This window comes from Nocardia elegans NBRC 108235, from assembly GCF_001612845.1.
Classification (GTDB): Bacteria; Actinomycetota; Actinomycetes; order Mycobacteriales; family Mycobacteriaceae; genus Nocardia; species Nocardia nova.
On the sequence record NZ_BDBF01000016.1, the window covers coordinates 125,655 to 140,292 of the forward strand.

14 protein-coding genes are annotated in these 14,638 nt (G+C 67.5%); 5 read left to right on the forward strand and 9 right to left on the reverse strand.

The features are described 5' to 3' along the window. Nucleotides 1-128: 128 nt before the first annotated feature. Nucleotides 129-1,430, forward strand: a complete 1,302-nt coding sequence (locus NE2_RS13760) for an aminotransferase class V-fold PLP-dependent enzyme (protein ID WP_063026301.1) — start codon at nucleotides 129-131, stop codon at nucleotides 1,428-1,430. A 16-nt stretch (nucleotides 1,431-1,446) separates the two neighbouring features. Here the strand turns inward: NE2_RS13760 and NE2_RS13765 are convergent, their stop codons facing one another. The 4 genes from NE2_RS13765 to NE2_RS13780 form a co-directional block, all read right to left on the reverse strand. Next, nucleotides 1,447-1,635, reverse strand: coding sequence for a hypothetical protein (locus NE2_RS13765; protein WP_030517370.1), 189 nt, complete (start codon nucleotides 1,633-1,635; stop codon nucleotides 1,447-1,449). Between the two features lie 29 nt (nucleotides 1,636-1,664). Beyond that, the gene (locus NE2_RS13770; protein ID WP_106958357.1) at nucleotides 1,665-2,099 is read right to left on the reverse strand and encodes a DUF2752 domain-containing protein; all 435 of its coding nucleotides are present in this window, start codon (nucleotides 2,097-2,099) and stop codon (nucleotides 1,665-1,667) included. 82 nt (nucleotides 2,100-2,181) lie between these two features. Beyond that, entirely contained in the window at nucleotides 2,182-2,559 is a 378-nt protein-coding gene (locus tag NE2_RS13775; protein WP_063026261.1) for a glyoxalase superfamily protein, read from the reverse strand. A gap of 18 nt (nucleotides 2,560-2,577) precedes the next feature. Next, nucleotides 2,578-3,201, reverse strand: a complete 624-nt coding sequence (locus tag NE2_RS13780; protein ID WP_167356737.1) for a TetR/AcrR family transcriptional regulator — start codon at nucleotides 3,199-3,201, stop codon at nucleotides 2,578-2,580. 99 nt (nucleotides 3,202-3,300) lie between these two features. Here NE2_RS13780 and NE2_RS13785 point away from each other — a divergent pair, with 99 nt between their 5' ends. Together NE2_RS13785 and NE2_RS13790 are read left to right on the forward strand one after the other, a co-directional pair. Beyond that, nucleotides 3,301-4,089 carry an SDR family oxidoreductase gene (locus tag NE2_RS13785; RefSeq protein ID WP_063026263.1) on the forward strand — a complete coding sequence of 263 codons (789 nt, stop codon included), beginning with the start codon at nucleotides 3,301-3,303 and terminating at the stop codon, nucleotides 4,087-4,089. Between the two features lie 172 nt (nucleotides 4,090-4,261). Next, nucleotides 4,262-4,777: a L,D-transpeptidase gene (locus NE2_RS13790; protein WP_051041826.1), complete on the forward strand. Its 516-nt coding sequence runs from the start codon at nucleotides 4,262-4,264 to the stop codon at nucleotides 4,775-4,777. Nucleotides 4,778-4,811: 34 nt separating this feature from the next. Here NE2_RS13790 and NE2_RS13795 read toward each other — a convergent pair whose 3' ends face one another. Together NE2_RS13795 and NE2_RS13800 are read right to left on the reverse strand one after the other, a co-directional pair. Further along, nucleotides 4,812-5,156 carry a YrdB family protein gene (locus tag NE2_RS13795; protein ID WP_063026264.1) on the reverse strand — a complete coding sequence of 115 codons (345 nt, stop codon included), beginning with the start codon at nucleotides 5,154-5,156 and terminating at the stop codon, nucleotides 4,812-4,814. 229 nt (nucleotides 5,157-5,385) lie between these two features. Continuing rightward, nucleotides 5,386-5,748: an ArsR/SmtB family transcription factor gene (locus tag NE2_RS13800; protein WP_062962144.1), complete on the reverse strand. Its 363-nt coding sequence runs from the start codon at nucleotides 5,746-5,748 to the stop codon at nucleotides 5,386-5,388. A 94-nt stretch (nucleotides 5,749-5,842) separates the two neighbouring features. On the opposite strand from NE2_RS13800, the gene NE2_RS13805 reads away from it, so the two are divergent. Then, entirely contained in the window at nucleotides 5,843-7,801 is a 1,959-nt protein-coding gene (locus tag NE2_RS13805) for a heavy metal translocating P-type ATPase (protein ID WP_063026265.1), read from the forward strand. 162 nt (nucleotides 7,802-7,963) lie between these two features. After that, on the forward strand, nucleotides 7,964-8,821 hold the full coding sequence (locus NE2_RS13810) for a cyclopropane mycolic acid synthase family methyltransferase (RefSeq protein ID WP_063026266.1): 858 nt from the start codon (nucleotides 7,964-7,966) through the stop codon (nucleotides 8,819-8,821). Nucleotides 8,822-8,950: 129 nt separating this feature from the next. Here the strand turns inward: NE2_RS13810 and NE2_RS36255 are convergent, their stop codons facing one another. From NE2_RS36255 to NE2_RS13825, 3 genes are all read right to left on the reverse strand, one after another. Next, on the reverse strand, nucleotides 8,951-9,106 hold the full coding sequence (locus tag NE2_RS36255; protein ID WP_167356738.1) for a DUF6131 family protein: 156 nt from the start codon (nucleotides 9,104-9,106) through the stop codon (nucleotides 8,951-8,953). Nucleotides 9,107-9,354: 248 nt separating this feature from the next. After that, nucleotides 9,355-11,757 (reverse strand): serine/threonine-protein kinase, encoded by a 2,403-nt coding sequence (locus NE2_RS13820; RefSeq protein ID WP_063026302.1) that lies wholly within the window; start codon nucleotides 11,755-11,757, stop codon nucleotides 9,355-9,357. 130 nt (nucleotides 11,758-11,887) lie between these two features. Beyond that, nucleotides 11,888-14,353, reverse strand: a complete 2,466-nt coding sequence (locus tag NE2_RS13825; RefSeq protein WP_063026267.1) for an FHA domain-containing protein — start codon at nucleotides 14,351-14,353, stop codon at nucleotides 11,888-11,890. Between the last annotated feature and the right edge of the window lie 285 nt (nucleotides 14,354-14,638).

The following is a 14,638-nucleotide window of genomic DNA, read 5'->3' on the forward strand; positions in this document are numbered from 1 at the left end:
CCGAAACCGTTGTCCCGGAACAGATTTGCTCTCACCGAGGCCGCGCCTCCCGCTCCGGCGCCGCCTGCACCTGCTCGGCGTCGGGCTGCGCCGGCAATGCCACCCGTTCCTGCCGCACCGGTGAACCGATCGCGCGTGTCTCCGGGTGCGATCTACGAGTTCCGTTGGTACAGGGCGGTTTCCGTACCTACGCCAACTTCGACTACGCCGCCAGCGCCCCCGCCCTGGCCCAGGTCACCGACCGTGTGAACGAGCTGCTCCCCTATTACGCCAGCGTGCACCGCGGCGCCGGCTACGCCTCCCGCATCAGCACCGACTGCTACGAGGCGGCACGGGTTTCGGTGGCCCGGGCGGTGAACTGCACCGACGACCAGGTCGTGGTGTTCACCCGCAACACCACCGACTCGCTGAATCTGCTGGCCTGCTGCGTTCCCGGCGACACCGTGGTGCTCGATATCGAGCATCACGCGAACTTCCTGCCCTGGACGCGCCGCGGCCGCCGGGTGGTCCCCGCCGCCGAGACGATCGCGGAGACGCTGCACCGGATCGAGGCCGAGCTGTGCGCCGAACAGGCTGCGCTGCTTGCGATTACGGGGGCGTCCAATGTGACCGGTGAGGTGCTGCCGCTGGCGGAACTGACCGCGCTCGCCCATCGCCACGGCGCCCGCATCCTGGTCGATGCCGCGCAGCTGGCCCCGCACCGACGAATCGACCTGCAGGCGTTCGCGGAATCCGGCGGAACCGGCATCGACTATCTGGCCTTCTCCGGGCACAAGCTGTACGCGCCCTTCGGCGCCGGTGTGCTGGTGGGTCGGCGGGACTGGCTGGACGCGGCCCCGCCGTATCTGGCGGGCGGCGGAGCGGTCACCGCCGTCACCACCGAACAGGCGCACTGGGCGCCCGCACCGCAGCGGCACGAGGCAGGATCACCGAACGTCTTGGGCGCGGCGGCCGTCGCGGCGGCCTGTGAAACGTTGAGCGCCCTCGACGAACAAGCCGTGGTCGAGCACGAACACCACCTGATTCGCTACCTGCGCGACGGACTGGAAACCGTTGCGGGAGTGCGGCAATTGCGAATCTTCTCCGACAGCGCCGACAGTGTGGGCATCGTGGCGTTCACCGTCGACGGGTTCGAGCCCGGACGCGTCGCGGCGTATCTGTCGGCCGAATTCGGCATCGGCGTCCGCGACGGGCGATTCTGCGCTCATCCACTGTTGCACCGGCTGGGCGTCGACGGCGCGGTGCGCGCGAGCGTCGGCCTGGGCACGTCGGTCGCGGATGTGGATCGCCTGCTCGAGGCGCTGCGTCGATTGGTTCGAGACGGCGCTGCGTGGAACTACACGTATGTGGGCGGACAGTGGTCGCCCCTGCCGGAGACCCGGCCGGGTTTGACCGAGGCGGCGCACGGCGCGGCGCCGTGCACCCTCTGATCCAACGCGATCCGATTCACGGCACCAGGTAGCGGGCGGCCAATTCCTCGATCAGCGGATCGCCGTCGGGAACGGACTCGATGGCCTCGAGGTCCTTCTCGATCGCAATCTGGCGCGGGTCGTCCTGCTCGGGGTCCGGCGCGCCGTCCTCGTTCAATTGGCGCAGCATCTTCTCGCGCACCCGAGCCTTCAGTGAATCAGCGATTTCCTGGGTCATACTTCCAGCATGCCTGACTAGACCGGGGCCAACCATGTACCCCAGGGGGTGTTGCGGGCGACGGTGAACACCACGAGCAGCCCGATCAACCACCATTGCGCCTGGCCACGAAGGGTGAACGGAAAGGCGGTGTCGGCTCTGCCGTGCCAGCGGCCCAGGGCCCACCGTCCCCACCACAACGCGAGGACGAGCAGCAGCGGAAGCACGAAGACATTGCTGTGCAGCGCGTCGAGCACCCGGCCTTCGGTGAGATTGTGCACAGCACGCAATCCACCGCATCCCGGGCACCACCATCCGGTCAGCGCATAGAACGGACAGATCCCGTACGCCCCCTCGCTGTGCGGATCGCGGAAGTGCAGCACCGTAACCGCGGCGACCACCGCACCGGCCGCCAGCAGCGGCCCGCCCTGAGTACGCCATCCGGTGCGCGGCACCGACCGTTCGCCGGGCAGCTCGCGCGCGATATCCACAGTGTTCACGGTAATCGGCGGCACGGGTGAGCCGCCAGCCGTCGCCCCGCCGCCGGATGTCGGTTCAGGCTGGTTGCGCGAATCGCAGGATGTTGCCGAACGGGTCGGTCACGGCGAAACCCCGGCCGCCGGGGCCGTCGTCCGGGCGCCCGGGTTTGGCGAACCGGTATTCCGCCGCGGCCAACTCGGATTGCCAGGCGTCGATATCGTCCACAGCGATCCACACCACCGATCCCGGGGTGCCGTCGCCGTGATGCTCACTGAGATGCAGCCGGGCCGCCGCGCGCGAAACCTGCGCGTACAGCGGGAAATCCGCGCCGAACCGATGCTCCCAGTCCACGGTGAAACCGAGGAAGTCCCGGTAGAACTCGTAGGCCAGGCCGACGTCGTAGATCCGCAATACCGGTATCGGAGCGGCGAATCCGATCGCGTCGCTGTGCATGGCCCGATCGTCACATATTCACCGGGCCCGCGTCGTGACCGGCGCGGTGAGGGTGCCGGCGAGCATGTCGATGACCTGGTCCCAGGCCTCGCGGTCGTCGGCGGCGATCCGGCCCGCCTCGACGGCCCGTTCGTGGTCGGCCAGCAGCGCGAACAGCACCGTGGTCAGACTGCGCAGCCGGCGATGCCGCAGGCGTGGCGGCAGGTCCGAGAGCGCGCGGTCCAGCCCACCCACGATCACCCGCACCGAGGTCCGTTCGGCGCTGTCCAGATTGGCCGCGTCCGACACCGCCGGATGGGTGCGGATCTGTTCGAGAAACCTTGCGTAATAATAACTCTCGTTCCGCGCTCCCAGTTCGAACATGGGGATGACCAGCGCGTCGAGCAGCGTGTGCACATCGTCGCCGGTCGCGGCCGGCCGCTGCGCCAGCAACTCCAGCCGGCGCACCTCCAGGGTCGCCAGCCGCTGCTGCACCACGGCCTCGACGAGTCCGTCGCGCGAGCCGAAGTGATAGGGGATCGCCGAGTTGTTGCGCTGCCCGGCCGCGGCGGCGATATCGCGCAGCGGGACCAGATATCCCCGCTCGGCGATCAACCGTTCCCCCGCCATCATCAACCGCTCCCGGGCACTTACTGCTTCCACCCTGAGCACGATACGTCCTACCAGCGAATTGAGCATCAGTCCTTGACAGTTAAGAGCTAATTCTTAACACTGCGAGGACACCCAACGAGAGGACTAGCGATGATCCTGGACAAATTCCGACTCGACGGCCGGGTCGCCGTCGTCACCGGCGCCGGCCGCGGTATCGGCGCCGCCTCCGCCCTCGCCCTGGCCGAGGCGGGCGCCGATGTGGCGATCGCCGCGCGCACGCAGTCACAACTGGACGCGGTCGCCGAGCAGATCCGCGCGACGGGCCGGCGCGCGCTCGCCGTGGCCTGCGATCTGTCGGACCTCGACGCCGTCACGGCACTGGCCGACGCCGCCGCCACGGAGTTCGGCCGCATCGACATCGTGGTCAACAATGTCGGCGGCACCATGCCGAACACCTTCCTGACCACCTCGCCGGAATTCCTCGAAGAGGCCTTCCGCTTCAACGTGTCCACCGCGCACGCCCTCACCCGCGCGGCGGTTCCGCACATGCTCGCCGGCGAGGGCGGCTCGGTGGTCAACATCTCCTCGATGATGGGCCGGGCGCCCGGGCGCGGCTTCCTCGCCTACGGCACGGCAAAGGCGGCGCTCGCGCACTGGACCCGGCTGGCCGCCGCGGATCTGTCACCGCGGATCCGGGTCAACGCCATCGCGGTTGGTTCGGTGCTGACCTCCGCACTCGAGGTCGTGGCACAGAATCCCGAGGTCAAGGCGAAGATGGAGGCGGACACGCCGCTGCATCGGCTGGGTGATCCGACCGATATCGCGGCCGGCATCGTCTACCTCTGCTCGCCCGCGGGCAGCTATCTCACCGGCAAGATTCTGGAGATCGACGGCGGTATCGCCGCACCCAACCTGGAACTCGGCCTGCCCGATTTGTGATAACAACGCGGATTCTTCCGTACCATCTGCGTGCTCGGCAGGTCACAATGATCAACTATGCACTGTGATCGAGCACACATCGGTCGCATACGGTGCCGTCCCAGCTTGTCGACGAATGTGCCCGCCGCCCGGCCCGGCCGGACAGCGGGCCGGGTAGAGAGGTCGGACGCATATGAACTGCACGAGCATCACCCGATGGACGATCCGAGCGGCGGCCGCGACGGCGATCGCGGCCGCCGGATTCGCTGTCACGGTGCCCGCGGGCGCCGACCCGGTGTGGCCCGGCGGCCCCGACATCCCCGGCATTCCGCAACTCGTCCCCTCCCCGCCGGGCCAGATCTCGGCTCCCTGTTCGGCCGCGGCGCGCGCGTGCCTGCGGCTGTCGACCAACGAGGGCTGGCTGATGGACAACGGCCGCGTGGTCTACGGCCCGACCCCCATCTCGCACGGGCGGCCCGGGTATGAGACACCGCCCGGCACCTTCCACGTCGCGTTCAAGGAGCCGTATCACTGGAGCACCATGCACAACGCCGAAATGCGTTGGGCCGTCTTCTTCAACGGCGATATCGCCACCCACATCGGACCGATCGAGGAGCAGTCCCACGGCTGCATCCGGATGACGCCCGAAGGCGCCAAAGCCTTCTACGACTACGTCAATCCGGGCGACGTCTTCGAAGTCGTGCCGTGACCGTACGCGCCGGCCCGGATTCCGGGTCGGCGCGCTACGAATTCAGGTGGCCCAGTTTGATCGCCAGCAGATTCGCGATCACGATGCCCGCGAAAACGACCGCGGCCACCCGGTGCCCCAGCCCCCACAGCGCGGCCGCGGCGCCTCCGAACACCACGATCTTGGTGATCACCGCGAGCAGCGGAATATCGAAACTCGCCTTCGGCGCCGCGAACATTCCCCACACCACCGCGGCGGCCAACGGGATGCCCAGCGCCAGCACGACTTTCACCATGGTGTTGTCGCCGACGCGCCAGCCCCACAGTCCCAGCACCACCAGCGCGCCCACCTCCGCGGCGAACGCGACGGTCAGATTGGCCCACTTCCACAGTTCCTGCATGACTGCCCTCTCGCTAACTTGAGAGCAGCGCTCTCTAATAAGAGCAGTGTGCGCTGGAGCGGAAGCGTTGTCAACCGCTGGAGATTGCGGCGCGTGACGGCGTTGGGAGAGGAGGCCCGCCGGGGAGATCGCAGGATCGACCCAATCCGCGCGAGCGCGACCGTCGAAGCGCCGGCGCAGACAAGGAAAGCCGGCGAATCCACCGGATCACTCTGCCGAGAAGACGTTCTCAGCCGGCCGTTCGCGGTCGATCGGACAGGCCGAGACGCAGATGCTCGCTGTGATACACCGCCTCGTCGAGCAGCTGGGCGACGTGCGTGTCGTACAGGCTGTAGACGATGCTGCGCCCGGCGCGGGTTCCGGTGACGAGCCCGAGGTTGCGCAGCAGACGAAGCTGATGAGAGACGGCGGACTGCTCCATCCCCACCGCCTCGGCGAGCTCGGAGACGGGCCGCGGCCCCTGGCGCAATTCACTGAGGATCAGCAGCCGGCTCGGCGTCGCCAGGGCTTGCAGGGTAGTCGCCACATGCGCGGCGGACTCACTGTCCAGCCGGGCGATCGGCCGATCGCGGCCCTCGACGCCATGTCCCATAACGGTGAAGTTTAGCCGACCAGGTATACATGAAGACCTCTTCACGTGTTCTGTTATTCTCAGGTTGCCCGCTCCCGATCCTCGGAGGTTTTTCGTGTCAGCACCGGCCGCCACGCGTCCCGCCGCGCTCACGGCGATACCCGCGCGGCGGACCCGGCTGTTCGCACTTCCCGAGATCCGTTGGGCCGCAGCGGCTCTCCTGCTCTTCGCGATCGGCTCGGTGGCCCGGATCCTGCACACACCCCCCGAGGTGTGGTGGTCGCTCTATCTGGCCTGCTACCTCACCGGCGGCTGGGAACCCGCCCTGGCCGGAGTGCGCGCCCTGCGCGAAAGGACGCTGGACGTCGATCTGCTGATGGTGGTGGCCGCGATCGGCGCCGCCGCGATCGGGCAGGTCACCGACGGCGCGCTGCTGATCGTCATCTTCGCCACCTCGGGCGCGCTGGAGGCGTTCGCGACCGCGCGCACCGAGGATTCGGTGCGCGGACTACTCGATCTGGCACCCGACACCGCCACCCGAATCGACGACGGTGTCGAAACGATCGTCAGGGCAGCCGATCTCGCGGTGGGCGACGTGATCCTGGTCCGCCCGGGCGATCGGATCGCGGCCGACGGCACGGTCGTCGCGGGCGCGAGCGAAGTCGATCAGGCCACCATCACCGGTGAGCCCATGCCGGTCGACAAATCGCCCGGTGACGACGTGTTCGCCGGAACCTCGAACGGCACCGGCGTCCTGCGGGTGCGGGTCGGTCGCCGCGCCGAGGACTCCGTCGTGGCCCGCATCGCCGCCCTGGTCGAACAAGCCGGCCGGACCAAGGCGCGGGCGCAGCTGTTCATCGAGAAGATCGAGCAGCGTTATTCGGTGGGCATGGTCGCGGTGACGCTCGCGGTCTTCGCTGTGCCACTGTTCTTCGGTGCGGTGCTGCGGGATTCGCTGCTTCGCGCCATGACGTTCATGATCGTCGCCTCGCCGTGCGCGGTGGTGCTGTCCACCATGCCGCCCCTGCTCGCCGCGATCGCCAATGCCGGCCGGCACGGCGTCCTCGTGAAATCGGCGGTCGTGATGGAACGGCTGGGCAGCACCACCCGCGTAGCCTTCGACAAGACCGGCACACTCACCCGCGGCGTGCCCGAACTCACCGACATCCGTGTGCTGCCCGATTGCCCGGGCACGGCGGAGGAGGTCCTGCGCTGGGCCGCTGGTGCGGAATATTCCAGCGAGCATCCGCTGGCCACCGCGGTCGTCCGGGCCGGTCGCGAGCGCGGACTCACGCTGCCGCCCGTCGAGGACTTCAGCGCGCAGCCCGGACGCGGGGTCACCGCCACGGTGGACGGTCACCGCATCGAGGTGGGATCGCCTGCTGCGCTTCTGGATTCGGCTGAAGCCGCTGCCGCGGCAGTCGCCGCCGAGATACAGAACGCGGGGCACACCGCCGTAATCGTGCGGCGGGAGCGCCGAACCATCGCGATACTGGGCATCACCGATCAGACGCGCCCCGAAGCAGCCGATTCCGTCGACGCTCTCACCGAAATCACCGGAGCCACACCGGTTCTGCTCACCGGCGACAATCTCGCCGCCGCCCGGCAGCTCGGCACCCGCCTCGGACTCACCGACATCCGGGCCGACCTGCTGCCGGAAGGTAAGGTCGCCGCGATCGCGGAACTGGAAGCCGCGGGCGACCGCGTCACCGCCGTGGGCGACGGTATCAACGACGCGCCCGCGCTCGCCGCCGCCCACGCTGGAATCGCCATGGGCGGCAACGGATCCGACCTCACCCTGCACACCGCGGACGCGGTCGTCATCCGCGACGACCTGACCACCGTCCCCGCGGTCATCGCCCTGTCCCGTCGCGCGCGCCGCGTCGTGATCGCCAACCTGATCATCGCCGCGACCTTCATCGCCGTCCTGATCACCTGGGATCTCGTCGGCCACCTTCCGCTACCGCTGGGCGTCGCCGGTCACGAGGGTTCCACCGTCATCGTCGGGCTCAACGGTCTGCGCCTGCTGCGCGGCCGCGCCTGGGAGAGCGGGACGGCACGCCGGGCCGATTGACGGCTTCGCCGGGCTCGGCCGATCCGCCGATCGCGCCACCCCACCGCAGCGAGAGGCGCATACTGGTCGAGCGCGCATGGTGCGGCGGGCGGGGCGAACCCACCGCCGGGGTATCTCGTTTTCAGAGGCAGAACGTTCCCGAACCGACCACCAGAGGTCACCATGACCGATCTGTCACCGTTCTACGCCGACGTGCAGGCCCACTACGACCTGTCCGACGATTTCTTCGCTCTCTTCCTGGATCCCACGCGCACCTACAGTTGCGCGTATTTCCGCGAACCGGACCTCACCCTGGAACAGGCACAGCTCGCCAAGATCGACCTGTCGCTCGGCAAATGCGATCTGCATCCAGGCATGACACTGCTCGACATCGGCTGCGGCTGGGGCTCCACCATGATGCGCGCCGTCGAGAAATACGGCGTGCGCGTGATCGGCCTGACGCTGAGCCGCAACCAGTACGAGCACGTGCGCGACCTGCTGGACGGCCTGCCGCCCGGCACCGGTGAGGTGCACCTGCGCGGCTGGGAGGAATTCGACCAGCCGGTCGACCGGATCGTCTCGATCGGAGCCTTCGAACACTTCCGGCGCGAACGCTACGACGCGTTCTTCGACCGCTGCCACGACCTACTGCCCCCGGACGGCCGCATGATGCTGCACACCATCATCGGCTTCCACCGCCACCAACTGCGTGAGATGGGCATCCCCGTCACCCACGAATATCTGGCATTCAGCAAGTTCGTCATCGACGAGATCTTCCCCGGCGGCCAACTCCCGCAGCCGCAGTGGATCGGCGAATACGCCGAACGGGCCGGCTTCACCCTCCACGACGTCCAATCCCTGCAACCGCACTACGCCCACACCCTCGACCTCTGGGCCCAGGCCCTCCGCGACCACCGCTCCGAAGCCATCGCCCTGACCTCCCCCACCGTCTACGACCGCTACGTCCGCTACCTCACCGGCTGCGCAGACCTGTTCCGCGACGGCTACATCGACGTCCGCCAGCACATCCTGCTGGCATGACGGACCCGCCACCGAACTCTGCTGCTTCGGTGAGTCCGCGCGGTACATGCGAAACCGCCCCGGAAGGAGTTTCCGGGGCGGCCGCGTGTTCACACCGCTACCGCGCGTAGTCCGCGGCGGCCGAGCGCACTAGAAGTAGTGCGCGCGGCCGGCCACCGGGCGCCCCAGCGCTCCCATCAGAGCCAGCACGGCCCCCACGACCAGTGCGATGATGCCCAACGTCCACAGGATCGGAATCCCGAGCAGGAAACCGAGAACCAGAAGGACAACCCCGAGAGTGATCACAGCAATCTCCTCACTTTCGCTCACCTCGCACCGATCCGGCGACCGGCTGCGATCAGCGGTGGCTCGAAACATCCGATACCCGGATATCTGGGAGTGAAACGAACTCTCTTCACCAGATTGGTGAGCTGCTGTACGGGGCGCAGGGGCACTTGCTTCGAAATGTGAAGAGACAGAACGGGCGACAACTGATAGAGCGCTCCATCGGCCCACCTCGGGATCACCCCGGTCCGATCCGATATCCGTGAAACTCAAAGCCGACCCGCAGCCTTCTGATGGTCAGGATCCACCACTCGCTCCAGTGCGCGCAGATCGGCCTCGAGCGCCCGGAACAGCACATAGGCGACCACGAAGGCGACGATGGACCCCACGCACAACACCCGCACCGCGTCGATGACCTTCGGAGTATCGTTCACCGGCAGGAATGTCACCCCGGCCACCGCCAGCAGTGGCACCGACGCCGCCACCGCGAGATATCCGTTGCAGCGGCGATCGAGCCGGCGCAGGTGCACCGCATCCTCGGGGCTGACGTCGCCGTGCCGGAGAAACTGCGGGTAGACGCAGCGGACCATGTAGAACGTCACCAGGAAGAACGGATACGCCACCGCCATCGCGCCGCACACCAGCAGCCCACCCAAGAAGTGCACGATCGCCTCTCCGGTGAGCTCGTGGGTCGCGAAGTGCAGCACGAGCGGGAACAGAATCGCCGCCAGGCTCCAGAGCGAGAACGCCACCACCACACACCGATCACCGAACATCAGGGCATCGGATCTGGCTCGGGCGAGTATCCGGGAGTCATAGTCGCGTCCGCGCCGCATACCGCGCCGAACGGCGAGTAGATAGCGCGACAAGTACAGCACGGTCACGACGCCCACCGGGAAGAAGACCGCGTTCACCGTGATGGTGAAAATCCACCACGTCTGTTGGGCGGGCACACTCATCCGGTCGATGATCAGGTTTCGATTGTGCACCGTGTTGTACACGGCCGCAATCACATTCGGGGCGCCGAAGGCCAGCACCACCAGCGGCACCAGCCACCTCCGCGCCCGGAAACGCCAGCTGGCGGGTGCCGGATCCACCAGTTCGCGGGCCCGCGCGTCCAGGCACAGTTCGAACTGCTGGGCCAGTTCGTTGCCGTTGGACCACCGCTTGTCACGCGTGGGCGCCAGACAGGTCAGCAACACCCTGCACAATGTCGCCGGACAATCGGGCGGAACCCGTTGCAGCGCAGCCGAATCCAAACCAGCACGACGACGTGCGAGCATCGCCCCCAGCGCGGTGGAGTCGCTGCGCTCACCCGCGGTGCTGTCGTCGAACGGCTTGGCACCGGTCAGCAGCTCCCACAGCACCACACCCAGCGAGTAGATGTCGGAACGGGTATCCAGATCGTCGGCGGAACGGCGGTAGCCGGGATGGCAGGCCTCCAACTGCTCCGGCGACATGTACGACAGCGACCCACCGAAGTACGCCACCGGATTGGCGCCGGCCACCTCGCGGCTGAAACTGATATTGAAATCGGCGAGTTTCGGCACCGCCTCCGCGGTGAGCAGAACGTTCGCCGGTTTGACGTCGCGATGCAGCACGCCGTGTTCGTCGGCGTAGGCCAGCGCCTCGGCGAGCCGGCGGCCCAGCCAGGCCACGGTTTCCGGCCACGACAGCGCCGCGATCTCGGCGCGCACGCTGGAATCGGTCGGGCGGATCTCACCCTTCTCCTCCATCGCGGCGTCGACCGCGGCCAGCAGCAACCGACCGCTGCGCTGGTCGGCAGGGGTGGACCGGACCCGGCGCAACACACCCAGCAGGGTGCCACCAGGCAGAAACTGCATGTACAGCAGCCGAAGTCGGCGGCTGCGGGAATCGCCGCGCGGGTCCGGTTCGCCCAGCAGCCGCTGGTCGAAGATCCGGACGATGTAGTCGTGGTCGAGCTGGGCCAGGGTCTGCGGTTCGGTGCCGCGGTCGGCGGAGATCTTCACCGCCACCAGCCGCTGCAACGAGCGCTGCCGGGCCAGGAACACCCGCGCGAAGGCTCCGCTACCCAGCCCGGTGAGCAGATCGAAATCATCGATGCAATCGCCTACCCGGATGCTGTCCAGCCGAGCGACCTGCGATCCCGTCGTCTCCTGTTCGGCGAACAGGTCGCCCGTGGTGCGGGTGCCTTCGGGGGAGACCATGGTCGAGGCGATGGCAGTCGGGTCCGCACCGGCGCGTTGAGTGCTCCGATCCTCGTCGTCGGCATTGAGCAACTCGCTCAGCTCGGGCGCTTGCGCGGGATATTCGCGCAGATATTCGCGCGGATCGACCCGCTCGCCGCTGTGCCGGCGGATCACGAACTCCTCATAGACCAGGCTGGCCGGAACGCGGTCCGGCGACAGCTCGGCGAATTCCGCGCAGTAGTCCCGCAGCCGCTTGCGGGGCGGCTCGGGTCCGCCGGACGGCGTGAGCGCGGGCCGGCGCAGCCAGCGCTGGCGCAGGTCGACGCGGATCAATTCGATCAACGCGTCCAAGCGCAAGGTCTCTGCGTCGGGCAGGTAATCGCTGATGGCCGGGGCCGGGTCAGCCGATTCCCACGCGGCTGCGAAGGCGGCCACCGCGCCGGATTCGAGTCCGGCCGTTGATCGTCCGAAGCCGCTGTCTGAGCCGGAGCCGTCGGTCATATCCGCTCCTGTCGAATCCGAACCGTAGACTGGCCGGTCGGTGAAGCGATGGATGCAATCCGCCACACCCAACACCATCATCCCCGAGAGGCGGTCCGATCGAGGAGAAATCGCACGGCTGCATCCGGCGTCAAATCCGCGCGGCGCGGGCGCCGCGCCGCCGTGGACGCAGCTGATACAGCCGGTATCCGGCCAGCGCGAGGAAGACGGCCCCCAGGCCGGCGACGACCCCCATGTCGAGCAGCCACGTGCCCAGGGTGTGTCGCCACAGCGGGTCGGGTGCGCCATTGTGCGGCGACAGGGTGTCCAGGTCGAGGGTGGCAGCTGTCGCAGCGTAGCCCCAGCGGGACGGCGACAGGTAGGACAGCTGGGCCAGAACAGGGGTGCCGGGCAGCCGTACCAAACCGCCTGTGAACACCAGTTGCGCCATGGACAGCACAATCAGCAGTGGCAGCGTCTTCTCCGAGGTGTTGACCGACACCGAGACCAGCAAGCCCAACGCCAGCGAGGCGATGCCGAGCATCGCCATCGCCAGGATCAACTCCAGCGGGACCGAGGTGAATACGCCTTTCGCCGGCATGCTCACCCCGATGGTGCCGATCAAGAACAGCACCGCCGCCTGCAGGATGGTGATCACGCCCAAGACCAGGAGCTTCGACATCAGGTAGACCCCTGCGGACAGTCCGGCCGCGCGTTCTCTGCGGTAGATCGTCTGCTCCTTGACGATCTCGCGAATCGAGTTGCCGGTGCCGATGAAACAGGCACCGAATACCAAGATCATGAGCTTGGTGGGGGCATCGGTGTTGGTTCCGGGCGCCCCGGCGAAACCCTCGCCCGAGGGCACCGCGGCGATCAAGCCACCGAGAATCAGCGGCATCACGCCGAGCAGCGCCAGGTAACTTCGGTCCGAGGCGATGACCGCCAGGTATCGCCGGCACACCGTACTGAGCTGGCTGAGCTTGGACTGCGACGCGGGCGGGGGTGCCGGTGCGTGTACGTCCGCCGGGCCGACATCGTCGGTCGGCCCGACCTCCACGTACTGCTCGAAGCGTGGCGATTCCCGGAATTCAGCAGCCCAGTCGCGGTCCTCCTCGCGGTCGAAGGACTGAAACACCTCGGCCCAACTGCGCTGCCCGAACTGCTGCAACCCCTCCGCGGGCGGTCCGTAATAGGCCAGTCGACCGCCGGGTACCAGCACGAGGAGGCGGTCGCAGGAATCGAGGTTTGCGACACTATGGGTGACGACGATCACGGTGCGCCCGTCGTGGGCCAGATCGGACAGCATATCCATGACCGTCTTGTCCAGGCCCGGGTCGAGGCCGGAGGTCGGCTCGTCGAGGAACAGCAGAGACGGTTTGGTCAGCAACTCCAGTGCGACGCTCACCCGTTTGCGCTGGCCACCGGAGAGCCTATCGATGCGGGTGTCGGCATGCCGGGCCAAGCCGAGCTCGGCGAGGACCTCATCGACCCGCTGCCCGCGCTCCTCGGGGCGCGTGTCACCGGGGAAGCGGAGTTCGGCCGCGTACAGTAGCGCGCGCCGCGTCGGAAGTTGGCTGTGCAGGATGTCTTCTTGCGGAACCAGTCCGATGCGGTGGCGGAGTTCGTCGTAGTCGGTGTAGAGGTCGCGTCCGTCGTAACGAACCGTCCCCTCTGTCGCCGGACGCAACCCGGTCACCGCGCCGAGCAATGTCGATTTGCCCGCTCCACTGGGTCCGATGACCCCGACGAGCGAGCGCTGCGGAATCGGGAAGCTCACCTCGTCGAGGAGAACCTTGCCTTCCGGTGTCCGCACGATGAGGTTCTGCACCGAGACCGACACGTCACCGGTGTCGACGTACTCCCGCAGTTCGTCGCCGACCAGCCGGTAGGTGGTATGCCCCATGCCGATCAAGTCGGATTCGGACAGGTCCGCCGAATCGACCCGGGCGCCGTTGACGTAGGTGCCGTTGTGACTGTCGAGGTCGACGACCCGATACCGGCCTGCGCCGGTCACTCGCAGTTCGGCGTGATGACGGGAGACCATGAGGTCGGGCACGACGATGTCGTTGTCGGAGGCCCGCCCGATCCGGAGTGTGTCCGAGACGATCGGGACGACCGCGCTGGGGCGAGCCGCCGGAGGCGACGACCGCGCAACCCGCCGGGGGCGGCCCCCCGGATGGACCGTCGTCATCGTGGCTTCATCATCGAGCTGGTAGCCGGGATCGGGGACGAGCATCGTGTCGCCGCCGGTATCGCCGGACGACTCGCGGCCGTGCTGTCCTTTTTGCCCCTCCACCGAACAGGCCAACTGCTCGCCGTTCACGGCGTGACCGAGCTGGAACGTCTCGTCATGATCGATCAGCATCCGATCGACGCGCTGACCGTCGAAAAAGGTGCCGTTGAGGCTGTGCGCGTCCTCGATTTCCCAACCGTCCGACCCGCGCTCCAAGACGGCGTGCACGGAAGATACCCGCGGATCGGTGACGACGATGTCGGCCGCCAGATCGCGGCCGACATTGTATGAACTTCCCGCGTGCAGCCGATAGACGCGCTCTCGCGTCTGCACCACAAGAACGGGCGCCTCGGGAAATTCTGTGGAGGACTGATCATCCGCCATAACGGAAGTATACGACTTGAAACGCCCTGCCGCCGCAAAGCCGGCCACCGGGAATTCCTTGGCAGTGTCCGCTCTGCTCCATTTTCGCACCGTCCTAACCCGCGCTGACCAGCGAGAACGACCTGCGAGTGGAGAGCCGCCACCACCCGGCAGCCGCTGATGAGGCAGTGCAGCCGCTGCACCGACACCCGACCGAACCAGCCGCGGAAATCACCGTGACGGGATCGGTAATACCAATTCGATCGAACCCGAACAGAATGTCGAAGCTGAATATTCCCATTGATT

Excerpts from the sequence above, each read along its gene's own strand:
- NE2_RS13775 (WP_063026261.1), bottom strand. The coding sequence starts at position 2,559 with ATGCACAGCGACGCGATCGGATTCGCCGCTCCGATACCGGTATTGCGG.
- NE2_RS13785 (WP_063026263.1), top strand. The coding sequence starts at position 3,301 with ATGATCCTGGACAAATTCCGACTCGACGGCCGGGTCGCCGTCGTCACC.
- NE2_RS13790 (WP_051041826.1), top strand. The coding sequence starts at position 4,262 with ATGAACTGCACGAGCATCACCCGATGGACGATCCGAGCGGCGGCCGCG.
- NE2_RS13795 (WP_063026264.1), bottom strand. The coding sequence starts at position 5,156 with ATGCAGGAACTGTGGAAGTGGGCCAATCTGACCGTCGCGTTCGCCGCG.
- NE2_RS13800 (WP_062962144.1), bottom strand. The coding sequence starts at position 5,748 with ATGGGACATGGCGTCGAGGGCCGCGATCGGCCGATCGCCCGGCTGGAC.
- NE2_RS13810 (WP_063026266.1), top strand. The coding sequence starts at position 7,964 with ATGACCGATCTGTCACCGTTCTACGCCGACGTGCAGGCCCACTACGAC.
- NE2_RS13820 (WP_063026302.1), bottom strand. The coding sequence starts at position 11,757 with ATGACCGACGGCTCCGGCTCAGACAGCGGCTTCGGACGATCAACGGCC.
- NE2_RS13825 (WP_063026267.1), bottom strand. The coding sequence starts at position 14,353 with ATGGCGGATGATCAGTCCTCCACAGAATTTCCCGAGGCGCCCGTTCTT.